The 23,679-nt window shown below is 42.7% G+C and carries 18 protein-coding genes; 10 read left to right on the top strand and 8 right to left on the bottom strand.

The window, feature by feature from the left end; genetic code table 11:
* Positions 1 to 6: 6 nt before the first annotated feature.
* The 3 genes from VER99_RS15300 to VER99_RS15290 are packed head-to-tail and all read right to left on the bottom strand — an operon-like array spanning position 7 to position 3,891.
* Positions 7 to 2,355, bottom strand: coding sequence for an ATP-binding protein (locus VER99_RS15300; protein WP_020333870.1), 2,349 nt, complete (start codon positions 2,353 to 2,355; stop codon positions 7 to 9).
* 13 nt (positions 2,356 to 2,368) lie between these two features.
* A complete protein-coding gene (locus tag VER99_RS15295; RefSeq protein WP_020333871.1) occupies positions 2,369 to 3,151 on the bottom strand; it encodes a substrate-binding periplasmic protein in 783 nt (260 codons plus the stop codon).
* Between the two features lie 11 nt (positions 3,152 to 3,162).
* Positions 3,163 to 3,891 (bottom strand): response regulator, encoded by a 729-nt coding sequence (locus VER99_RS15290; protein ID WP_020333872.1) that lies wholly within the window; start codon positions 3,889 to 3,891, stop codon positions 3,163 to 3,165.
* Positions 3,892 to 4,504: 613 nt separating this feature from the next.
* Between VER99_RS15290 and VER99_RS15285 the strand changes: the two genes are divergently transcribed.
* The 3 genes from VER99_RS15285 to VER99_RS15275 all read left to right on the top strand — a co-directional run bounded on the left by VER99_RS15285 (position 4,505) and on the right by VER99_RS15275 (position 8,759).
* The gene (locus tag VER99_RS15285) at positions 4,505 to 5,845 is read left to right on the top strand and encodes an NAD(P)/FAD-dependent oxidoreductase (RefSeq protein WP_020333873.1); all 1,341 of its coding nucleotides are present in this window, start codon (positions 4,505 to 4,507) and stop codon (positions 5,843 to 5,845) included.
* 34 nt (positions 5,846 to 5,879) lie between these two features.
* Positions 5,880 to 7,397 carry a Na+/H+ antiporter NhaC gene (gene nhaC / locus VER99_RS15280; RefSeq protein ID WP_020333874.1) on the top strand — a complete coding sequence of 506 codons (1,518 nt, stop codon included), beginning with the start codon at positions 5,880 to 5,882 and terminating at the stop codon, positions 7,395 to 7,397.
* A gap of 66 nt (positions 7,398 to 7,463) precedes the next feature.
* Complete coding sequence (locus VER99_RS15275) at positions 7,464 to 8,759, top strand: hypothetical protein (protein WP_024372952.1); 1,296 nt, start codon at positions 7,464 to 7,466, stop codon at positions 8,757 to 8,759.
* A gap of 174 nt (positions 8,760 to 8,933) precedes the next feature.
* Here the strand turns inward: VER99_RS15275 and VER99_RS15270 are convergent, their stop codons facing one another.
* Both VER99_RS15270 and VER99_RS15265 read right to left on the bottom strand, forming a co-directional pair.
* The gene (locus tag VER99_RS15270; protein ID WP_024372951.1) at positions 8,934 to 9,596 is read right to left on the bottom strand and encodes a GntR family transcriptional regulator; all 663 of its coding nucleotides are present in this window, start codon (positions 9,594 to 9,596) and stop codon (positions 8,934 to 8,936) included.
* Positions 9,597 to 9,652: 56 nt separating this feature from the next.
* Positions 9,653 to 10,654 (bottom strand): 4-hydroxyproline epimerase, encoded by a 1,002-nt coding sequence (locus VER99_RS15265; RefSeq protein WP_020333877.1) that lies wholly within the window; start codon positions 10,652 to 10,654, stop codon positions 9,653 to 9,655.
* Between the two features lie 174 nt (positions 10,655 to 10,828).
* On the opposite strand from VER99_RS15265, the gene VER99_RS15260 reads away from it, so the two are divergent.
* The 4 genes from VER99_RS15260 (at position 10,829) to VER99_RS15245 (ending at position 16,188) form a co-directional block, all read left to right on the top strand.
* On the top strand, positions 10,829 to 12,088 hold the full coding sequence (locus VER99_RS15260) for an NAD(P)/FAD-dependent oxidoreductase (protein WP_152490551.1): 1,260 nt from the start codon (positions 10,829 to 10,831) through the stop codon (positions 12,086 to 12,088).
* Between the two features lie 161 nt (positions 12,089 to 12,249).
* Positions 12,250 to 13,695: a Na+/H+ antiporter NhaC gene (gene nhaC, locus VER99_RS15255; protein ID WP_020333880.1), complete on the top strand. Its 1,446-nt coding sequence runs from the start codon at positions 12,250 to 12,252 to the stop codon at positions 13,693 to 13,695.
* Between the two features lie 110 nt (positions 13,696 to 13,805).
* Positions 13,806 to 14,681, top strand: coding sequence for a 4-hydroxy-tetrahydrodipicolinate synthase (dapA, locus tag VER99_RS15250; protein ID WP_020333881.1), 876 nt, complete (start codon positions 13,806 to 13,808; stop codon positions 14,679 to 14,681).
* A 10-nt stretch (positions 14,682 to 14,691) separates the two neighbouring features.
* The gene (locus tag VER99_RS15245; RefSeq protein ID WP_020333882.1) at positions 14,692 to 16,188 is read left to right on the top strand and encodes an aldehyde dehydrogenase; all 1,497 of its coding nucleotides are present in this window, start codon (positions 14,692 to 14,694) and stop codon (positions 16,186 to 16,188) included.
* Positions 16,189 to 16,399: 211 nt separating this feature from the next.
* On the opposite strand, the gene VER99_RS15240 is transcribed toward VER99_RS15245, so the two are convergent.
* Together VER99_RS15240 and VER99_RS15235 are read right to left on the bottom strand one after the other, a co-directional pair.
* The gene (locus VER99_RS15240; RefSeq protein ID WP_024372949.1) at positions 16,400 to 17,602 is read right to left on the bottom strand and encodes an MFS transporter; all 1,203 of its coding nucleotides are present in this window, start codon (positions 17,600 to 17,602) and stop codon (positions 16,400 to 16,402) included.
* Positions 17,603 to 17,837: 235 nt separating this feature from the next.
* Complete coding sequence (locus tag VER99_RS15235) at positions 17,838 to 18,764, bottom strand: DMT family transporter (protein WP_020333884.1); 927 nt, start codon at positions 18,762 to 18,764, stop codon at positions 17,838 to 17,840.
* Positions 18,765 to 18,924: 160 nt separating this feature from the next.
* On the opposite strand from VER99_RS15235, the gene VER99_RS15230 reads away from it, so the two are divergent.
* The gene (locus tag VER99_RS15230) at positions 18,925 to 19,653 is read left to right on the top strand and encodes an AraC family transcriptional regulator (protein ID WP_236614653.1); all 729 of its coding nucleotides are present in this window, start codon (positions 18,925 to 18,927) and stop codon (positions 19,651 to 19,653) included.
* Between the two features lie 42 nt (positions 19,654 to 19,695).
* Here the strand turns inward: VER99_RS15230 and VER99_RS15225 are convergent, their stop codons facing one another.
* Positions 19,696 to 20,178, bottom strand: coding sequence for an Lrp/AsnC family transcriptional regulator (locus tag VER99_RS15225; protein ID WP_020333886.1), 483 nt, complete (start codon positions 20,176 to 20,178; stop codon positions 19,696 to 19,698).
* Positions 20,179 to 20,401: 223 nt separating this feature from the next.
* On the opposite strand from VER99_RS15225, the gene leuA reads away from it, so the two are divergent.
* Positions 20,402 to 22,066 (top strand): 2-isopropylmalate synthase, encoded by a 1,665-nt coding sequence (leuA, locus tag VER99_RS15220; protein ID WP_020333887.1) that lies wholly within the window; start codon positions 20,402 to 20,404, stop codon positions 22,064 to 22,066.
* A 433-nt stretch (positions 22,067 to 22,499) separates the two neighbouring features.
* On the top strand, positions 22,500 to 23,264 hold the full coding sequence (locus VER99_RS15215; protein WP_020333888.1) for an NAD(P)-binding domain-containing protein: 765 nt from the start codon (positions 22,500 to 22,502) through the stop codon (positions 23,262 to 23,264).
* The last annotated feature ends 415 nt before the right edge of the window (positions 23,265 to 23,679 follow it).

The following is a 23,679-nucleotide window of genomic DNA, read 5'->3' as shown; positions in this document are numbered from 1 at the left end:
TGAAAACTAAACGTTTATTCCCAATTCCTCTACCGTCAGCTTAGCCAGACTTTCAATCTCTTCAAATTTAGTGTCTAGCGTCGGCCAATCGCCTCGACTATCCGCTAATGATTCAATTGCCCTTAACGCTTTAGCAAACTGAGTTGCTCCAATCGATTCGGCATCAGCCGCCAACCTGTGAGCTTGTTGATTTACTTCGTAATAATCGCGACTTTGAATTCCTTGTGAAATTTTCGGGATTATTTTAGTGATGCTTTTTGCAAAGATAGTACAGAGGTTATTGACTCTGTCCTGGCCCAAAAGCTTGACATGGCTGTTAAATATAGCCTCGTCAATCATCGAAGTGCTTTGGGCCGATGTTTCGTCTATTTCACAATTAACCGCTTCCGCGATGGCCTGATAAAGTTTATCAATCTTCACTGGTTTTGAGACAACTGAGGAAATGCCGACATTATGATACTCAATGATGTTTGCTGGCTGGACGTTAGCCGTTAATGCAATAAGAGGGGTATTGTCGTTTAGACCACCGCTTATTTTTAGTTCCCGGGCAACTTCAATACCACTCATTCCGGGAAGTTGGACATCCAGTAATACCACATCGAATGCTTGCTGACTGAGTATGCTAAGTGCTTGAAAACCATCTGACGCGATTGTGACTTGATGGCCATCACGCGCTAACAGCGACTTTGTCACTTCCTGATTAATTGGCATGTCCTCTACCAGTAAAATACTTAGCCTCTGTTCTAGGGACGCGGTTGTAGTAAAAGTTAATTTTTCAGGCTGCCCATGAGCAATTTTCAATGGTACGGTAAACCAAAAGCAGCTGCCATTGCCTAACTGACTTTCGACACCGATTTCGCCACCCATGTTCTCAATCAGTTTTTGTGATATTGACAAACCTAAGCCAGTCCCGCCGAATTTTCTTGCGATACTATCATCTGCCTGGCTGAACCGTTCAAATATCTTGGCGCAGTCATCTCGGGATATACCAATCCCACTGTCAGTCACTGAAATATGTAGCCATTGCTCAGTTATTATCTGCTGTTCAGTTGAAGAGTCAGGTGGGGCAATAAGTTTTGCTTTGACCTCAATTGAACCATGGCCAGTAAATTTTACAGCATTCGAAATGAGGTTAGTGAGAACTTGGCGAAGTGCACCGACCGCTCCGATATATGCATCAGTAACAGAATCGTCTTCTTTATAGGACAGATTCAGCCCTTTTTCCGAAGCCCTTGCTGAGAACAAATGACAACTGGTCTGAATAAGGTGATTCAGGGAGAAAGGTTGCTGCTCAAGTATATATGCCCCTTCTTCTAACCGGGCGTAATCGAGCAAACCATTTAATATTTCTAAAAGCGCGTCTCCTGAGTAATAAATAGTTTCTAGCTGATGTTTTTGCTCTTCGGACATTGGCGATTGGGACATGAGTTGTACCATACCTAATATGCCGTTTAACGGTGTCCGTATCTCATGACTCATTGTTGCGAGAAACTTACTCTTAGCCTGGCTTGCACTTTCTGCTGCTTCTTTTGCTTCCAATAAATTCCGAGTTCTGCGCTCAACTTGCTCCTGAAGCTGATCCCGACTATAACGAAGCTCTTGTTCTTCCTGCTCCCGACGCTGAATATCTTTAATGATGGCTAGTCGCATGTCATTAATTGAATTTGCGACTTCATCTAATTCATCCGTGTGATGAAGGTGATTACTTCGACTGAGTTTTAAAGGTTTGGATAAATTACCTTTACCTATTTCCTGAGCAAAGACGGCCATACGTTCTAAGTGTCTTGTAATATTGATATGTACAATAACCAGTAGAACTAAGCCAATGGCTATAATTAAGAAAGCCTGAATGGCGAGGCTCCATATCGCTTCATGAAACAATCTTACTTTAACTGCTTCTAAGTCCTGATAAACCTTCAGAGTTCCAAGCTGTCGAGGCTGCGCCCCTCGTTCTTTGTAGTAAATAGGAAACAAGGTTAATCCAGCAGATGCCTTTGCATTAGCCGGAACGTGACCAAAACTAATCTCTCCGCGCCAATCAACGGAGTCTAATACGACTGCCTGTATATCAGGAAAATTCATAATGCCCTGAAGCTGAAGACGTACCTGTTCTTTATCCAAATTCCATAGACTTTTGGTAATACCGTCTATTTGAGACGACTCGATAAGCTTCAAGCGAGTGATGATATTGTTCTGCTCAGCTCTGTAGTCAGAAAATACTCGTAAAGATGTTGAAATGACCACTAAAAGTGCGCTAATTAGCAGAAATAAAACGAGTATGCGATAGGCTAAACGATGCTCATTTAAGCGCTTTTTTTGCAATATTGATTCCATTAGTGAGCTGATTTTTGACATGGTAGGAAGCACCTTACCGAGGTTGAGAAATATATTGACGACTGTATGTTGCCATGAGTTCACCAATATCAATGTTGCTTCTGACTCGAGTTAATTCTTGATCAAGTTCCTTCATATGCTCTGCTAGTGGTGATTTTTTTGAAATGGCCATGTACCAATAGTCTGTAGCAAGTGGTCTATCAAGAACTTTTATAGTATCACTATGTCCTAACTTTTTGTTTTGAAGTGTTCCGCCATATCTACCTAATGGCATGAAATCAATGCGACCTCTGAGAAGTTTGCCAAAATTTTGAATATCGTTAGAAACATTTTCTATTTTCATATTTTCGCTAAGCCATTTATCCATTTGGTCACCATATGAATCACCAAATAAAATGCCAATTTTCTTATTTTTTAAGTCGTCAAAGCTATTAAATTGCTGCGGAAACTGGGTGTTGTAAAACAACATGATTTCTTCTTTTACTATTGGAGATGAAAAGTAATCGTAATAACGCTCCCGATTTTTAGTTTTATATAGCGCGACAGCCACATCTATATTACCTTTCTCTAATTCTTTTAAACAACGTTCCCAATTTGACTCTTGATGAAAGGAGATCTTGATATCAAAGTGAGACAGCGTTTTTCCAATTAGATAAGGGCCAACACCAGTTACAGTTTGATTTGAAACCCAACTTATAGGCGGATAGGCTGGGTGACCGCACGCGCGATAAGTACGTTGTGTATCCAGTTGGGCACTATAAACCGGAAAAGAAAGGGGAATTAGCAGTAAATAACAGAGTATTCCTATTCGCATCATATGTGGTTTGCTCAATGAGGAGTGAAAAGGTAACCCACGCCGTGTACTGTAATTAACCATTTAGGTTGGCATATATCATCTTCGATTTTTTTGCGAATGCGACCAATTAAAACATCTATGGTACGATCTGTCGCAGTCCATGAGCGATTACGTAATCGTTCCAGTAATTGATCTCGCGACATCGGTTTTCCTGCATGCTCGACCAAAGTAATAAGCAGTTGAAATTCTCCTTCAGTGAGCTGAACTACCTCCCCGTCAGCTTTTGTCAGAATACGACGATGTTGATCCAGCGAGCAATTTCCAACGGGAAGCAATGAGGAGTTTACCGTTGATTCTTCTTCCTCTTGAGTTCTTAACTTTTTAACTCTTCGCACTAAGTTTTTCGAACGGGCGAGAATCTCTCTAGGATTAAATGGTTTTGTGACGTATTCATCCGCTCCGCATTCAAGCCCGATTATTCTATCGATTTCATCAAGACGACCTGTCACTAATATAATCCCAATTTCTGATTTTACTCTAAGTTCTCGAGTCAGGGTTAAGCCGTCTTTACCTGGTAAACGTATATCAAGCAGGACAAGATCGATATCATTATCAAGTAGAATCAGTTCAGCCTCCTCCGCTGTCTCGCTCGAAAAGACCTTGTATCCTTCCTCTTTAAAATAGCTAACTAATGTTTCTCTGGTTACATCAGAATCATCAACAACTAATATGCTGCCATGGTGCAAGTCAAAACTGTTCATCGGAAAGTCCTGTGATTGAGTCTGCTAAGCGATGCAAGACACGTTCCTAGCGTCGTTCTTTTGTGAATACGCTCTTTTTAGTAACTCTATTTATATCTCAAGTATTACCAAGCCCAAAGATGTTTGTAAGTTGTTACTGCTCTTGTTTACATAATTTCACATTTAGTTGTTACTAATATACAAAAATAGATGCTTGGTTTACATAATCATACAGTTAGTTAAATCTTTGAGAGGAATTTACTCGGAGTTAACATCCTGTTTTTCAGCATTCACCGAAATGGTTCAAGCAATGCACGCATACGTGAATATCAACTTTTTTAATGGTCATGGTTCAGTGAGATGTTAGATATTTCGGTGCTCTAACCTTTATTTAACAAATGCGCTACTTTAGTGCATCACAAATTGAGCCTTCTATTATCACGTCATTCAGGGTGGGCGATAATTCTGTTTTATTTATAAAAACCAGAATATTAGAAAGGTCATTTCAAGCCCTAATGGTGTTACATGTACAAAACATACTGTTACGACCTATTTGAGACTTCCGTTTTATTTTCTGCCAATCTGAGTGCATTAACAAAAAACTAAAATGGATTCACCCCAGGGAGGGAATAGCGTGACTATTAGCAATCGAATTTTATCTAACGATCATGCGATCACAAGTGATCACCTTTTGCCAAATTCATTATGGGCAAACACTGCTGATACGCCGCCGTTAACAACTCAGCTTTCTCAGTCACTTCAGGCTGAATACTTAATTATTGGTGGTGGGTACACAGGGCTTTCCAGTGCTCTGCACCTAGCTGAACAGGGAAAAAGTGTCATTGTTCTGGAAGCTACAGACATTGGTTTTGGTGGCTCAGGTCGTAATGTTGGCTATGTAAACGCGAGTCTATGGTTAAACCCTGACAAAGTTGAATCTTGTATTGGTAAAGATAAAGGGTTGCAATTATTTAACACCCTTGTTGAGGGACCTGAATACGTTTTTTCCTTAATCAAAAAACATCAAATCAATTGTGAAGCTACCCGTAATGGTACTTTCCATATGGCTAGCTCTAGACTTGGCTTTAAGAGCTTACAAAGTCGAGCAGACATGCTGACAAAAAGAGGTGAACGAGTCGAGCTAATTTCAAAAGATGAATGTATTAAACGGAGTGGAATTCAAAGCTATCACGGTGCTATTTTTCACCCGGATGCGGGGACCATACAACCACTGAGTTATGCTCGTGGTTTGGCTAAAGCCGCTCAAAGTGCCGGCGTTAAAATTTTCACTCAAAGCTCAGTGAACAGTCTGTCACCAAAAGCGAATGGTGAGTGGGAAGCTCAATGCTCTCATGGCTCAGTAACTGCGGAAAAAGTAATTCTCGCTACAAACGGTTACACAGGTGACTTATGGCCAGGATTAAAAAACAGCTTCATCCCAGTTAATTTCTTCCAGCTTGCCACCAAACCACTTTCACCTGACTTACTAGAAAACATCCTTCCCGAGAAACAAGGATGTTGGGATACGAAGCTAGTAATGACTTCAATTCGCAGGGACGAAGCCGGCCGAGTCATTCTGGGAAGTGTTGGTAAGTTACCAGAGAAAGGATCAAGGTTTCTCGAACATTGGGGCCGAAGCGAATTGCGTAAAATGTTCCCGTCATTGGCTAAATCTATGAATAGCTCTGATTTCTGGGAATTTGGATGGGTAGGCAATATCGCTTACTCGGACGATCATATTCCACACATTCATGAACTTGCTCCGAACCTCATCACATGCTTAGGCTATAGCGGCCGAGGCATTGCACCTGGCACTTTGATGGGTAAAGTCCTTGCTCAATATATGCTTGAAGACGACCCTAAGGCACTTCCTGTACCAGTATCAAAATGTCAGCCAGTACCATTGCGCAATGTAAAGGACTCTTACTATCAGTTTGGTTCTAATGCGTTCCATCTGTTTGAACAGATTCTCTAAAAGAAGATAACAGCATATATTGCAAGGAGGCATTATGTCTACTAAGAGTAAAGATACAAAGGGAGCGTCGATAGAGCGCCCCAGTTTATTCCTCGCTATTTTACCAATCCTATTTACGATTGGACTATTAGCCATTCAGTTATTTCATTTTGATGATTTTACCCCACATACACCACTTGCCATCGGTTTGGTGTTTACCTGTACGGTTGCTTGGTTCAGAGGATATCGCTGGAAACATCTTGAACATGGGCTTTTCCACGTTATCAAAGTGGCAACCCCTGCAACATCAATTCTATTAATCATCGGTATGATCATTGGTATTTGGATCGCTAGTGGCACGGTACCTATGATGATTTACTACGGATTTAAGGTGTTGACACCACAAACCTTTTTAGCTGCTGCAATGATTCTCTGCTCAGTGATTTCTCTATCATTAGGCACTTCCTGGACTACTGTCGGCACTGTCGGGCTTGCACTGATGGGAGTAGGGGATGGTTTTGGTATCCCTATGTATTGGACTGCGGGAGCTGTCATTTCTGGTGCTTTCTTTGGTGACAAAATGTCCCCACTATCAGACACGACTAATTTAGCACCTGCAGTGACAGGTACGAATCTTTTTGATCATATTCGCAATATGATACCAACAACAGTCCCGTCGATGATCATTGCGCTATCTGTCTATCTTTTTGTTGGTTTCAATGTTATTGATGTTCAAAATGTTGATCTGGTGAAAATTAATGCTCTCAGTGACGCATTAGAAAATCATTTTAACTTCAGCCCGTTGGTGTTACTACCCGTTGTCGTTGTTCTAGTTCTCGCACTTAAGAAAATGCCGGCAATTCCTACGCTTATGCTATCCGTTTTGCTAAGTATGCTTATCGCAATCTTTGTGCAAGGAGCAAGTTTCCATGATGCCCTGACTTATCTACAAAGCGGATTTAGCGTAGATACAGGTAATAGTAATGCCGATGCACTGCTTAATCGTGGCGGTATTCAATCGATGACATGGGTATTGACACTGGTACTGATTACTTTGGGCTTAGGTGGTGTATTAGAAAAAACACGTTGTTTAGAAACGATTGTCCTGACTATTCTAAGCAGAGTTCGTTCAATTTTTGGTTTACAAGTTGCGTCAACGTGTACTGCTCTCGGTACCAACTTAGTGGCGGGTGACCCTTATTTATCTATTGCTCTACCTGGTCGTATGTATGGTCAGGCATATAGAGGCATGGGATATTCGACACTATGTTTATCACGTTCAGTTGAAGAAGGTGGCACATTAATGTCTCCGCTTATTCCTTGGAATGCTGGTGGTGCATTTGTCATTCATGCTTTAGGTTTAGGTATCGCAGCTGGTCATACCGAAAACTTACTCTACATTGTATGTGCTGTTGCATGTTGGGTATCACCTTTACTCGGTATTATCTACGCTGCTATGGGCAAATTTGTTCCGAAAGCTACCGATGAAGAACGTAAACAGTGGAAAGACAATGGAGAAGCTGTTCTAAAATTGGAAGGTAACACCGATTTTGGCTCTCCTGTTACTCGTTAATACTCTAAAGCCCTCTCTTTAATTAAGAGAGGGCTTTAATCTTACTACCACTTCATAAATTCACTCATGAAAATATCAACAAATAAGAGTTGTGGCTGGCTGTTAATGATCAGTTTCGTACTCTCATTAATCTCTTCATTTACTCAAACAATCTCTTCATTTTGGGCGGGTATTCCAATATGGATTGCTGCTTTTTTCTTATTGCCGAATATAAAAAAACATCAACGAAATCAGGTGATAGTACTCTTTCTAATGGGGTTGTTTTCCTTGATTTTCGCTTTGTTCCACAACGCATCACTCCAATATATACTTATCGCTTTAGAAGCTAACCAAAAAGTTATTAATTTGCTTGTTGCTGTAGGCTTTTTAAAGGTATTAACGGATAGAAGCGCTGATGTGAGACCGTTGCCGACCGGAAGATTCGCCTTATTCAGAACTTTAGTTGGAACCCATTTATTCGGTTCAGTGCTAAATATGTCATCAGTTATCATTGTCGGTGACCGATTAGCGCGACAGGGACAAGTCGCTCCTATGCAAGGGTTAATTTTACTGCGAGCATTTTGTATTTGTGCTTTTTGGTCTCCTTTTTTTGCAGCCATGGGACTGACTTTAACTGTTGCTCCTGGAGCCCAACTGACAACCCTGATTATATATGGTATTCCACTAACTATTGCTGCTATAAGCATCACTACTTGGGAGCTCTATAAGCGACCTCAATCAAAATCTTTGCATGGTTTCCCAATGGCTGTGAATTCATTGTGGCTACCTTGTACCTTAGCGATCGTAGTTATTACTTTTCATGAGTTCTACCCATCAATCAATGTACTCACCTTGGTTTCAACCACAACCGTAATGTTTACGGCTTTATTTTTATGTTTCAGAACAGGAATAAATCAGGCTCGCTTTGAGCTGGTTCAGCATATTAAAAGTGGAATTAGTAATTCGAAAAACGAAATAGTCCTTTTTGCTGCAGCGGCCATGCTTGCCTCGGGAATTGCCGCGTTACTGAGTTCTTTAAATCTGAACCTTGCACCACAACATTTCGGTTACCTTGAAGCGGGCTTTACAGTTATTGTGTTGGTGGTACTCGCTATGACGGGGATGCACCCCGTGACTGGGGTGACATTAGCAGGGAGTATCCTTGCGACACACGTAAGTGATCCAAATTTGTTGGGGTTAGCTATGCTAATGGGATGGTCGCTAGGGATTGGATTATCACCATTTTCGGGTGTGCAAATTAGTATCCAATCCCGTTATGACATCAGAGCTAGAGCATTATTAAAACTAAATTGGCAGTATGCAATTACAATGATCCTTATCTGCTTCGCTGTCCTTTGGCTTTACACTGTTACCAATCAATAACTTTGAAATACAAGAAAGTCAGTAGTCGTCCATGTTGTGAATTTCTTCTTACTTGTAGGCAGTAAGATAATAATTTCTGGTATAAGCAGCTATTTGAGAGACAGCTCCACTTCTAATCACCACCGTTTAAGGCGGTGACTTGAGCGATATTGCTAATATAGCTAACCTGCAGGGTTAATTATCAGGGCTTTTTTGCTTAGACAGTAAACCGATGATGTCCTCGGCAGATACTTCAATATGGCGCTTGAGTAGATCGCAGGCGGCTGGAATATTGTGTGTACGGCACAAGTTCAGCAAGTCACGGTGTTCTGATTCAGCTTTAGCGATACCGGCGGTGTGCAGTAGCTGTATCCTGATATAACGGTCAGATTGGGTATTGAGTTGGGTTATAAACTGTAGGGTTTCCGGGCGGTTTGCTGGGGCGTACAGAGCTTTATGGAACGCCAAATTATAGTTGCTCCAGTGATCGACTCTGCTTCCGGTATTTAAGATCTCTTCATACTCATGAAGGATCGCCGCAGCAGCGTCGAGATCTGCTTCAGTCATATGAGGGATCGCGTGAGCGAGTATATGGCATTCCAGTAGCACCCGAAGTTCAAACAGTTCGCGAATCTTGTTTACCGACAACTCTGTCGCGAAAGCTCCCTTGTGGGCTCGAAACTCAAGAAGGCCTTCAGATTCCAGAGTAAGTAGGGCTTCACGTACAGGAATACGGCTTACATCAAATTCTTTTGCCAGTGCGTCCTGAGGAAGGGGGTCACCCCCTTTAATTTCACCTCGAAGGATCTTGCCCCGAATAGCATCAGCAACATATTGGGTACGTGTTTTTGGCTGCAAGGTAACTCCTTTTATTATTCAGACCGGCCGCTATGCTATATAGCGGCCGGTTTATTTTACTTTACTTCAAAGCCGTATGCATAGGGATCTTCGCTGTCGACCCAAATGGTGTTATGGCCTGTCACTTTTGCCCAACCTTGAATGCTTGGCATGATGGCATCGTAATTGCCTACTTTAGTAAGGGATTCTACCCGACCTTTAAACAGGCTGCCAATTATGCTCTCATGCACGAACTCCTCTCCGACACTGAGACGTCCACGTGCGACCCATTGCGCCATTCGAGCGCTAGTTCCCGTACCACAAGGTGAACGGTCAATTGCGCGATCACCGTAAAATACTGCATTGCGGGCGTGAGCGCCTTGCTGAGTCGGTGCACCGGTCCATAAAACGTGGCTGGCACCGCGTACAGTAGGGTCATCTGGGTGAACACAATCTACGACTTGATTAATGGCATCACGTACTTTGGGGGAGTAGTGCAGAACCTGATCTGCACTGAAGTGTTCAAGACCTGCAAAATTTTTCTGCGGCTCAATAATTGTGTAGTAGTTGCCGCCGTATGAAACATCAACCGTTAGCTCACCCAGTCCTTCTACTTCAATGGATACGTCTCGATGGGCGAGATAACTCGCGATATTGAAGATCCGCACGTTTTCAACTCTATCACCGTTTTTCTGGTACTCAATTCTGATTTGTCCAGCTGGCACGTCGAGGATCAAGGTACCTGGAGTTTTAGGTTGAATGATTCCATGCTCGATCGCACTGGTGACGGTGCCGATCGTGCCATGTCCACACATCGGTAGACATCCGCTGGTTTCAATAAACAAGATAGATGCGTCGGCATTTTCGCTGCAGGGCGGGAAGAGAATCGAACCAGACATCATTGAATGGCCTCGCGGCTCAAACATCAACGCTCGACGGATCCAGTCATGATGTTCTAGGAAATCCTGACGTTTTTCGCTCATGGTTCTCCCGTTTAGGTTTGGGTATCCACCAGCCACCAAGCGGACTGGGTTACCACAGGTATGTGCGTCGATACAAAAAAAAGTTCCTTCACGCATTATATATCTCCTTGAAATTAAACGTAATTTTTTGTTTTCCACTGTTTGTGATCTATTGCTGGTTTGATCTTGTTCACAAAAAAGGCTCAAAGTTCTGGCTGAAATATGAACACATGAATATTGTATATTTTATACAATATGCAATCACGAAGATTTTATGGGATGAGATCACAAATGGAAAAGATGGATCACGATATTGCGATTGTCGGTGCTGGTGTCATCGGATGTGCCTGCGCATACCGTCTTCAACAGGCTGGGTTAAAAGTGTTAGTGCTAGATAAAGAGGCACCTGGACACGGGGCCTCTTACGGGAATGCTGGACATATCGCGACTGAACAAATTATGCCGCTGGCCAATCCGACAATTCTGAAGCAGATCCCAAGTATGTTACTTGACCCAGTCGGCCCACTCAGGATCGACTGGCGGTATCTGCCTCGTCTGCTTCCCTGGATGTTTCAATTAGTTAGCAATATGCGCTCTGGGGCTCAGGCTCGTAGCCAGAACGGACTGAAACAGCTCAACCAGACCAGCCTAGACGCTTGGAAAGCGTTGTTGAATGACATTAATGCCACGGACTTGATGCTGCATCAGGGCTCGCTGCTGGTTTTTGAACACGAGCAAACTGGTCAGGAATTAAAGCAGTTTGCGAAGAAGCTAGAGCAAAACGATGTTGCGGTGACGTTTCTTTCTAAGGAAGTAGTGCATCGGAGAATCCCAGGATTGAAGTCATCAGTACTAGGGGCATTGGAGTTTCCTGAAACCAGTCACGTAATTGACCCTCTGAAGGTAGTGGAGTCATTGGTAAATTCAGCTAAGGAACTCGGGGCTAAATTTAAACAGGCTTATGTAAAGGGCGGTTGCGTAACCGAGGGAGGGGTTGAACTTCATACTTCTATCGGAACGGTGACTTTTCCGAAGGTATTGGTTGCCGCAGGCGCGCACAGCCGATCTCTAGTTTATCAACTGACCGACACGGATATTCCACTCGATACGGAGCGCGGTTATCACCTGATGCTACCTAATGAAACAAACCGTATTCCTGTGGCCGTTACCTCGGCGGAGCGTCGCTTTATTATGACTCCAATGGCAGGAGGACTGCGCCTTGCGGGAACTGTTGAGTTTGCAGGGCTGGAGCGTCCAGCCAACATGGATCGTGCTCATCGTCTTGCTAAATTGGGGGACAGTTTGTTTGAGCACCCGTTGGATCTGGCTGGCTCGACTCCTTGGATGGGCTTTCGCCCTTCATTGCCAGACTCACTCCCTATCATTGATGTGGTGGGATCGAATCAACAGGTCATGCTGGCATTGGGGCATCATCATCTTGGCCTGACACAGGCGGCAGTCACCGCGCAGTCAATCGTGGAACTAGCAATGAATAAGTCTTCGTCTTTGGATCTCAGCCCATACCGATTAAGTAGGTTTTTTGGTGGCTGAACCGACAGTTTTACAAGCATAAGCCTTCAGGGTGAGGGCTTAAATACACGCTTATCACAGCACAATAAAAACTCCTGAATCTTGGCCGCCAGAAATATAAACAGGTTAAGAAACAGCAGTTTCCTATGTAAACACTAAACAACATACAAAGGGAGAATGTTATGTGTTCTAACTCTAGTGTTATCCGACTACCGACCAGTATGGAGGTAGTGGGTCTGATGGCGGGATTTATTGCCGTCATGTTCCTGTTTCTCAATGTCCTGTCGCTACCAATACAGCTTGCGTTGTTTTCGACCTGGTTTTTGGTTATAGGACTCGGCCTTAGGCTTGGGCAAACCTACCATGCTATGCAGACCGGATTGATCAAAGGTATTCATAACGGTATGGAAGCCGTACTGGTTCTGATCACTGTTGGGGCGTTAATTGGTTCGTGGATAGCAGGTGGTGTCGTTCCCAGTATCATTTATTACGGGTTGAATGTTATGAGCCCGAATATCTTTCTGGCGGCGGCATTTGTGATTTGTGCAATGACATCACTTTCGACTGGTACTTCCTTTGGCACGGTCGGTACTGCAGGGATCGCGATGATCGGCATTGGTCACAGCTTTGGGATTCCTTTGCCATTGGTGGCCGGGGCTGTGATTAGTGGTGCTTACGTAGGCGATAAAATGTCACCGCTTTCTGATACGACAGTGATGACCGCTTCTTTATGTAAAGTAGATTTAATCGATCATATAAAATCGATGACATATGTCAGTGGGCCTGCGTGTTTGATCACTTTTACGTTCTTCCTGTTGGTTGGCTTCTTTTATGTTGATGGCAATGTGGACACCAGTCGAGCTGAGGCGGCGATGTTGGCACTGGATCAGCACTTTACAATTTCCCCTTGGCTACTACTGCCAGCCGTGATGGTAATCATATTGCTGTCACGTCGGATGCCATCTATTCCGGTAATTACCTTTGGCGCTGTATTAGGAGTTGTTTGTGCCATTGTTGCGCAGGGAATGCCAACGTTGGACGCCGTTCGTACGATGTATATAGGCAATGCGATGCATTCTGAAGTCGACTTTCTGAATACACTGCTAAATCGTGGCGGGATTGTATCGATGTTGGAAGTTATCGTACTGATCTTATTTGCACTTGGGTTGGGAGGGTTGATGGAGCAAATTGGTGTTCTCCAGGTGATATGTAACAAATTCCTGACCTGGGCAAATAATGCTGGCCGTCTGACATTATCGACTTTGTTGGGAGGATTCTTCGGAAATTTCTTTGGGGGAGCTGCGTATGTGTCACTTATTACCGCTAGTACCATCACAGAGACAAACTATGATCAGCAGGGCATAGACCGTCGCGTACTGTCACGTAATACCGAAGCAGGCGGGACTGTAACCACTCCCATGGTGCCATGGTCAGACGGCGGAGTATTCATGGCAACGACTTTAGGCGTATCGACACTCAGTTACCTACCATTCCTTTGGTATCACTTCCTGGTACTCGCAATATCTATTTTTTATGGGTACGCCAATATTGCGATTTGGCGAACTGATACAGCTGGTGCGACAGAAAATACTGCTGACGAACCGACCAATGCTGAAACAGCATCCTGATGCAATGGTTAACTGAGACAAGTTTTAAATTCAACACAACTTTACTGACTTATTACATCATTTTACTGAGGTCGGCTAGTAGACCGACCTAACATATCAAGGAGAAAGTTATGAAGCTCGACGGTATTTTTGTACCTGTTGTTACCCCATTTACTGAAGATAACAAAGTTAATTTTGAAGCTTTAGGGAAATTGCTGGACTGGCAGATTGAGGCCGGTGTTGCTGGAATTGTCGCGTGTGGTACCACTGGTGAATACTACACCTTCAGTGATACGGAACGTATGGAAGTACTTTCCTTTATAGCCGAACATGTTGGGGACCGCGCCCTTCTGATCGCTGGGGTGAATGATACACATACTAAAGGCTCTGTACAAAAGGCTGAGCAAGCTAAAGCTTTGGGTTATCAAGCTCTGATGCTGGCTCCACCAATTTACTGCTTGCCGCAGCAAAGTGAAATCATCAAACACTATCAGACGGTGAGTCAGCAAGTGGGCTTGCCAATCATCATGTATAATTTCCCAGCGCGCTCCGGTGTCGAAATTGAAGTTGAGACTGTAATTGAACTCAGCCAAGACGAATATATTGTTGGTATTAAAGAAAGCAGCGGAGACTTCACCCGTGCTTTATCTCTGATCAATGCCAACCTCGAGAACTTCTCCGTGGTCTGTGGTTCTGATGATCAGGGGGCTGATTACCTGTTCTGGGGTGTACGTTCATGGATTGGAGGTGCGGCAAACTATCTACCAGAAGCACACGTTCAGATGCTGGAATGTGCGCGTATTGGTGATTACAAAACTTTACGTACCATAATGTCCAAGCTACTACCGGTTATTCAAAATCAGGAATCGGCCGATTATAACCAAAAAGCTAAGCTTGCGTTGATCCATCGTGGTCAGGAAGTTGGTGCAATCCGCCCACCTTTGTTGCCTATCAGCGATGACGATCAAACTGATTTCGTTCAACTGCTCGATGCAGCGTTACGATAGGAGTTCAGGGATGTCATTAACTAGTTTTCCATTAACAAAAGAGCAGGTCTATGCTGCTGCAGAGTGTGGTGAGTTATTTGCTGGATGTTTAGTGCCTAACTTGTCAGGTACTCGTACAACAATTGCGACCCAGAGTCCGTATGATGGTCAAAATATAGGAAAGATCGAAGCGGGCAGTGAGCAGGAGGTCAACGCTGCAGTGGCTGCGGCCCGTATTAGCTTTGAATCCGGTGAATGGTCTGCGCTGCCATTGGGCGAACGTAAGGCTATTCTGCAACGCTGGGTGGGTCTGATGACCGAGCATAGCGAAGAGCTTGCGGCACTGGATTGTGTTGATGCCGGAAAACCTATCAGTGAGTGCCTGAATACAGATATTCCGGAGACTATCCATACATTCTCTTGGTACACCGAAGCCATTGACAAAGTCTTTGGCCGTATTGCACCGACAGATTGCGATACATTGGGTCTGATAGTTAAAGAGCCCATTGGTGTCGTTGGCGCTGTGTTACCATGGAATTTTCCTGCGCAGATGTTTGCTTGGAAAGTAGCCCCTGCACTGGCGGCAGGAAATGCAGTAATTGTGAAACCAGCTGAACAAACAAGTCTAAGTGCTTATCGCATGGTGCAATTGGCATATGAAGCTGGTGTACCAGAAGGAACATTGACGTTGGTCACGGGCCTAGGGGAAGCTGTTGGCCAGCCGCTAGGTCTGCACCCCGACGTTGATGTGGTGTCGTTTACCGGTAGCACGGAAGTGGGGAGATTGTTCCTGCAATACTCGGCACAAAGTAACCTTAAAGAGATTGTGCTGGAGTGCGGTGGAAAGAGTCCTCAGATCATTTTCCCTGATGTTTACAATCTGGATGAGATCATTGATGACGTGCTCAATGCAGCTTTCTGGAACATGAGTGAAAACTGTAGTTGCGGTTCGCGTCTCCTGATTCATAGCAGTATTAAAGAAGCGTTTGTCGGTAAACTTAAAGCTGGCTTAAATAGCTGGAAATTGGGTGACCCTAAAGACCCAGAAGTCAAAATTGGACCTATGATTGAACTGGCACACTTTGAAAAAGTGCGGGGATTTTTGACGCAATCTATTGCTGAAGGAGCAACACTGTTACATGGTGGTGGAACACCGGATATCGGTGCAGGGATATTCGTGGAACCGACCATTTTTGATAACATCACTCCAGAAATGGCACTATTTCAAGAAGAAGTCTTTGGCCCAATTCTTGCGGTCACTACTTTTGATACTGAGGAAGAGGCAATCCAATTGGCCAATGATAGTCAATATGGATTGGCGGCCTCGCTATATACTGCGGATATTCGCCGTGCCCACCGAGTGTCGCGTCAGTTGAAAGCAGGAACTGTTTCGGTGAACTGTTTTAGTGAAGGTAATATCGCAACCCCATTCGGTGGTTATAAGCAGTCCGGCTTCGGTGGACGAGACAACGGTCTAGAAGCTTTTGACCAGTACCTGCAAACCAAGACTGTTTGGTTCCAGAACTAGAGTGGTATTAGACGGTTTGATATCGATCGATATCAAACCGTTTATTCATAAGTAACCATGATCTATAAAGTAGTGGTTTAAGTTAATTCCCTCAAAACAAAGCTGCATTCGTCGTTGCTCTTGAGTCGTTTTCAGCTTTTCTTTTTAACCTTACCGTTTCTAGTTTTTGCCAGCGCTGAAGTGACTTCAATGTATAACTCTCACAAAGCCCTTATGAAAGCGCATGTGAGCGGTGGTTTGAATAAGAACCAACCCACTGATAAAGCACTGTAAGAAGAATGCAGGCACCTAATGCTACTCTTGTTGCACCTAATATACCTTGCCATCCCCAGTACTGATAAAAAGGCTCGAGATAGAAAACTCCCAGGCTGGCCCCAGAGTAATAAAAGAGGCTGTATAGACCCTGTGCACTCCCTTTAGCTTTGGTAACACTTTTCCCAATTAATGTACTGGCCTGAGCGTGAACGAAAAAGAAGCCAATCGATACCATGATCATACCAACTATCATAGTGTACATATTTGACCAACTCATTATAAAGTTAGCCACGAGCATAATACTAATGCCCATTACAACGCCGGATATTTGACTGTGTTTTTTTGCAAACTTACCGGCAAGTAATGAACTTGTTGTTCCACCTAGCAATGTTAAAAACATCAAGCTACGAATATCACTTGGAAGGTTGTACGGGAAATCACCCAGAACAATCATCAAATAGCTAGAGAGGTTAACAAAAGTACCGAATGCTAAGCCAATCAATAAATAGAGCATCACTAACTGAGGTTTTTTCATATGTTGACCATAAGCTTTAATACAATGCTTAAGTTTGAAAGGCTGAGCTTTAAAATGCTTTTGTGGAGGCAGTAGTAAATAAATAATGACAAAGAGAATCAGACTAATACCAGCGATAACGTAACCAGCATTAGCCCAACCATTAAGGTATTCAGAGCTTATGCCTCCCAGTAAACGACTGCTTATTCCACCAATAGTATTGGACGCAACATAGTAACCAACAGCACTAGGTAACCAGCTTTTTCTTAACTCTTCCCCTAGTAACGGCACTGCTAATGCCGGGCATACCGATAAAAACATACCCTGTAGAAAACGAAAAGATAAAAACAGTGGATAATTGTGGATGAGAGGTAAGGCCAAAGAAATGACTAACCCGATGGCGGTTCCCCCAAGTAAAATTTTACAGCGACCAACAGAATCAGACCAACTAGCAAAAATAAGTAACCCTAACCCCATACCAAGCAGAGGTGCTGACATTGCTAGGTTTGCTGATAATGAACTTATCTGAAACTCCTGCTGTAATACTGGTAATAATGGTTGTAACCAGTAAATGTTAGAAAACGTCACTATAGAACAAAGGCATACTGAAATTATAAATCTGCTAGGGTAGGGTATTTTTTTCACTGTTTTCTACAATATAGTTAATAATAAAAAAAGAATGTGTTACCAGAATTCTGTAGAAAGATTGCTAAGAACCGTTGATTATCCATTCCAAACTTCACCCTTAAAGTTTATCTATGGGAATGATAAAAAGTTGTGAAAATCTATTATGAATTTGTGAAAAGCTCTTAATTACTCTCCGACTGTCTAAATAAATTCAAGCATACTAGCGAACTTACCTAGAACTCTCGAAGAAGTATCATCCTTTAGCTTGTTGCAAATGATGAATTCTTCTTAATGCCCAGCTAGTGCTATTGACAACAAAGATACCAGAAAGAATTAATGTCGATCCTATCAGGAATTGTCTATCTAACAGCTCTCCAAGCAAGATGTAGCCAAAGACCACACCAAACAAAGGGGTCATAAATGAGAGAATCCCAATTTGTGATGCTTGATAGCGACTTAGTAGCCAAAACCACATTAAAAAGGCGACAAATGACACGACCACCGATTGGAACAACAAGTTACCCCACACCATAGGTGTCGAATTGAAATGCCACTGTTGGGTTACGGTAGCAGCCACCGCTAATAGAACGAAGCCAACAATGAGCTGATAAAAGACCACTTGCTTCACAGGTACTTTTGCGAGTGAAGTGCTTCGAACAATCACTGTCGTCAATGACCAAGCTAAGGCAGCAAGGAAAGCAAGAATATCTCCGATGAAAGTGCTTTCGGTAATCGTTGAACTCGGTACCCAGAAAACGACACCTATTCCGGAAAAAGCAACCAGAATCCCCACCCACTGAACCAAAGACATCCTTTCTGATGGAATAAATAGATGAAGAATTAAAGCGGTGAAAATCGGCGAGCTATATAAAAACACGACGGCGTGAGCAGCGGTTGTTCGGGTTAGTGCTTCTCCCAATAAGAAAAATTCTAATGCAAAAAACACTCCCGCAAGCACTCCATATTTTATTGCGCCGGATTCAGAGACAAAACGTTCTTTTTTAAAACGCATGTACGTCAGGATCAAAACGGCTGCGAACAAAGAGCGCAAGGCAAGTTGGACGATGGGGGCCATATCTGAACTTACGGTTTTAATTGCGACTTGCTGGCCTCCCATGATCATACAAAAGATGACCATAAGTGAGAAAGAGGTGGCATCGATAGGTTTTCGTTGTTGCATGATTGTTTGTCTTCTCCCGACAGTTGTTAATATTTATATTGCCCATGACGCATTCAAAACATATAGTTCAAAACTGACATGTAACCGCGCAGAAGTGACACTTTGGCCTATGATAAAAAATTGCAGTTTGGCCCCTTTTCAAAGCCACACCCCAGAGCCGATGTATTTTCGTGTTGCACAAGTGCCTGCTAACTCAAGTTATCCAAACCACAGCCATCCTTGGGGGGAGTTTGTCTATTCTTACAATGGCGTTATGGAAGTGAGAATTGGTCGACGGACCTACTTAGCGCCATCACAGTATGGGATTTGGCTTCCCCCTGGAATAGAGCACCAAGGTTCCAACCAATATGAGGCAACTCACTGCTCTTTATATATCGAGAAGAGTTATGCCAGCGTATTACCAAACAGAGTATGTGCTCTGCAAGTCACACCATTGGTTCGCTCGGCACTTGAGCATTTAAAAAAATTTGTACCTTCATCGCCCTACTCAGAAGAGCAAACCCGCTTAATCCGAGTTATCTACGATCAACTTAAGCTGTCTAATTCCATTGAGAGCTTTTTACCTTCGACAGAAGATGCAATGTTATCTAGAGTCCTCAATTACATCGAAAATAATCTAGATCAAGACATCCCCATTAAAACGTTGGCAGCCCATGTTTACGTTACCGAGCGTACTTTAATGCGTAAGAGCAACAAAGAGTTGGGAATGTCGCTAACAGAGTGGAAGCAAAAACTTAAAGTGCTTCAAGCCATGGATCGATTAGAACTGGGGGATAGCATCGAAACCATTGCCCTCGAGCTTGGCTATTCCAGTTCGTCGGCGTTTATATCTATGTTTAAAAGAATCATGGGGGTAACTCCAAAAGAATACGTTAAGATGAATGTGTAATGTGGACTAATTAGTGACTACTGACTCGGAGGCTATTCAATCTTACTTTTCTTTCTTTACATAGTGCAGTGGTAAGGCGGTTGAGTCGATAACTTTTCGCATGATAAAAGACGAGTTTACGCCCGAAACACCTTGAATACGGGTGATTTTCCCCAAAAGAATATCGTGATAACTATCCATATCTGCAACCGCAACTTTTAGCTGATAATCGGCATCGTGGCCTGTGATTAAATTACACTCAGTTACTTCAGGTATTTCAGCTATTGCTTGTTCGAAAGTAGCAAAACGTTCTGGAATATGCTTATCCATACTAATGTAAAGAAGAGCTATAAGATTCAGTCCCACTTGTCTTTCATTCACGCGAGCGGAATAGCCTTCGATAACACCATTATCCTGAAGCTGATGCACTCGGCGCGAGCATGGAGCAGCCGTCAAACCGATACGATCAGCCAGCTCTTGATTTGAGAGAGAGCCATCTTTCTGTAATTCAGACAAAATCTTTATGTCATAACGGTCAAGTTGCATTTTATTTCCTTATAAAAGGTATAGTAGCAATATAATACAAACAATATTGTTATTTTGTTAGCTATTTTTGCTAAAAATGTTCTTTTCTCACTTAACTACGCAAACCTATTGTGCTCCATCTTTATTAGACTGTTTTCTATGGCAATAACCTTGATGTCAGCGTTATAAGAAGATTGACTGTTCGTATCTAGCTCCATCTAAACTTTATTCAGGAATCCACAGCATGTTTAACTACAACAAATACCGCCCTTTTCAGCCGATTTGTTTAACTGATCGCACATGGCCAGATCAAGTTATCACTCAAGCACCGAACTGGTGCAGTGTTGATCTGAGAGATGGGAACCAAGCACTTATTAATCCAATGGATGTAGAGAAAAAAACACGTCTGTTTAAGTTATTAGTTAAACTGGGCTTTAAAGAAATTGAGGTTGGCTTTCCTTCGGCGTCTCAGCCCGATTTCGACTTTGTACGTTCACTAATTGACAATAACTTGATTCCTGATGATGTTACGATCCAAATATTGACTCAAGCGCGTGAAGAGCTTATTGCCCGTTCATATAAAGCATTGAAAGGAGCAAAAAATGCAATTGTTCACGTATACAATTCAACATCGCAGGTACAACGCGAGCAAGTATTTGGTAAAGATAAAGCTGGGATCAAAGATATAGCGATACAGGGTGCACGTTGGGTTCGCGAATACTCGGAACAGTACCCGGAAACATCTTGGGCATTTCAATACTCACCTGAAAGCTTTACAGGCACAGAAATGGACTATGCGGTTGAGGTATGTAATGCTGTTATCCAAGAATGGCAACCAAAAAGTGGCCGCCGCGTGATTCTTAATCTGCCGGCTACGGTAGAAATGTCGACACCAAATATATTTGCTGACCAAGTTGAGTATTTTTGCCGTAAAGTAAACGATCGTGATTTAGTAGAGATTAGCCTTCATACCCATAATGACCGAGGTTGTGGTGTGGCTGCCGCAGAACTTGGTGTTATGGCCGGAGCAGATAGAATTGAAGGTACTTTGTTAGGTAACGGAGAACGCACTGGTAATATGGATATCGTTACCATGGCCATGAATCTATATTCTCAAGGTGTTAATCCCGAACTTGATTTTTCTAACGTTAAAGAGATTATTGAAACGGTAGAGTATTGCACTGAATTGCATGTATCTCCTCGACATCCGTGGGTTGGTGAATTAGTGTACACGGCTTTTTCGGGAAGTCATCAAGATGCGATTCGTAAGTCTATGCAATATCATGAGAAACATCAGCTACCTCATTGGCAAGTTGCCTATCTGCCGATTGACCCACGCGATATAGGTCGAGATTATGAAGCCGTAGTTCGAATTAACAGTCAAAGTGGCAAGGGGGGAGTGGCTCTTATCTTAGAGCGTGACTACAACATTAGTTTGCCAAAATGGATGCATTCTGAAGTCAGCAAAGTGGTTCAAGAAAGTACTGAAAAAAGTGGTGCAGAAATAACTTCATTGGAAATCAAATCTATCTTTGACAAATACTTTACAGACCGAAATTCACAATGGATTCTAGATGGTTATGATGTGCATACACGCGATGGCAAGGTATCAGGAGAGTTTTGTATTCCAGCTATTGCTTCTGCACTATTTGGTGAAGGAAAAGGCATCGTTGAAGCTTTAGTCAATGCATTGGAAGCGCAATTTGGATTCGATATTCGTGTATCACACTTAGATGAATGTGCTCTATCTGAAGGTACAAATGCTCAGGCTCAAGCTTGTATCGCTCTAGTTATCAATGGGGAAAAATACTGTAGCGTAACTATAGGTGAAGATACATCTGCAGCTGTATTACAAGGTGTGCTTACAGCATTTTCTCGTAGTGAACTCCCTCAGGTAGCAGTTGCATAATGTAATTCTTTATCTATGTGTCGGTTACAAGGCGGGATATCCCATTCATATACGCCTTGTAGCCAACATGTTTCAGGCGAGTGTTTACATATCCGTATTGCCTTACAAAGCCTCACTATAGTTCACTTTTAGGTTTGCAACACTAAACACAACACCTGATTACAACTAAGTATAGTTTCTCTAAGAATTAAATACTCTCCGGCCTAATTTAAGTAAAAACGAACCAACATCCGTACCACCAAAACGAGACTATGACTGACGGCGAACGCTAATTCGACAGTTTGGAGTACCTGCTAAACCTAGATATTGATAGCAAGCTAGGAGCGAGTGATTTATTAGAGCTACCCCTATAAAAACTTTAAGTCTCTATATAATTACTGTAGTGTTTGAGTAATAAAAATGGCTTTAATAATAGAAAATTGATGGAGGGGTAATGGCTGAACCTATAGGGATCTTAGGGGTAGGGCATCTAGCAGGTTATGTAGTTGCAGCACTTCGTCGATCTGGGGACAATCGGAAAATTATATTATCACCTCGTAACCAGGAGCAAGCAGCTTTTCTTAAATCATCTTATGGCTGTGATATTGCGGCTAATAATCAGGCTGTTATTGATGAATGTACGGCTGTTTTACTAGCGGTTAGGCCTGACAAGTTGAAAGATTTAGTAACTGAAATAGCCCCGACTTCAGACCATTTGCTTATTTCATGTATAGCAGGAATTTCACTGAAACGTTTACAAACACTACTTCCCAATACAACCATAGTTAGGACACAACCTCTAGCATCTGTAGAAGTTGGTGAAGGCGTAGTGCCTTTGTTTCCTCAAAATTCAACAGCGCAATCTATACTTAACCCAATAGGCAAGCTAATGGTGTTTGATTCTGAATCAGACTATGATCTTGCTGGTGTTGCTGCTGTTATAAATGGTGTTTTGTTTGCTTTTATGGCGGAATTAAGTGGGTGGTTTCAGAGCAAAGGAATGACAGATGAGCAGTCGAGAGAACTTGTAACTCATACATTACGAGGTGCAACAGGGTTAGCTGGCTATAAACTTGATCAAAGGCTCATAGATATTAATCGTACTATTGCAACACCTGATACATTTACCCGTACTGCCCAAGATATTATTAAAGAAAAAGGTGGCTTTGAGGCGTGGCTGAAGGCATGTGATGAAATTAAAAGCCAGTTTAGCGAATAACATATAATTCATTATGGTTTTTCTTCCATGAAAAACCTGTTCTAGTAAGAGAAGAATGTTGTATTTACTTGCTTTTGATAACGCATTGTAATAGTCCAATATAAATTGCTTGTCGAAAGAAAAAGGTGTCAAATTTTATTTCATCTCATATACAGGTATGATTAGGCCGATTGTCATTGAAAAATAAAATACAAATCAGCGTATATCTATTGAAATTGATACCCTTTATCTGATGATAATATTTTGTTCAGGGGCTTTTCAGCACGATCCTTGCTGGCAAATCTCTGCACCATTGTGTGCCAGCGTCAATTGAGCCTGTTCTCTGATGCTCAGTCACATGACTTAGTTTTGCTAATACGTTTAACGTGGCTACATAAGCGGATACTTTGCTGAGTCACGATGATAATGTCAGTGA

Origin of the sequence: Vibrio natriegens NBRC 15636 = ATCC 14048 = DSM 759 (genome assembly GCF_035621455.1) — a bacterium.
Lineage (GTDB): Bacteria > Pseudomonadota > Gammaproteobacteria > Enterobacterales > Vibrionaceae > Vibrio > Vibrio natriegens.
The sequence above is the reverse complement of the archived record's forward strand: the minus strand, read 5'-3'. Positions and strand labels throughout refer to the sequence as shown.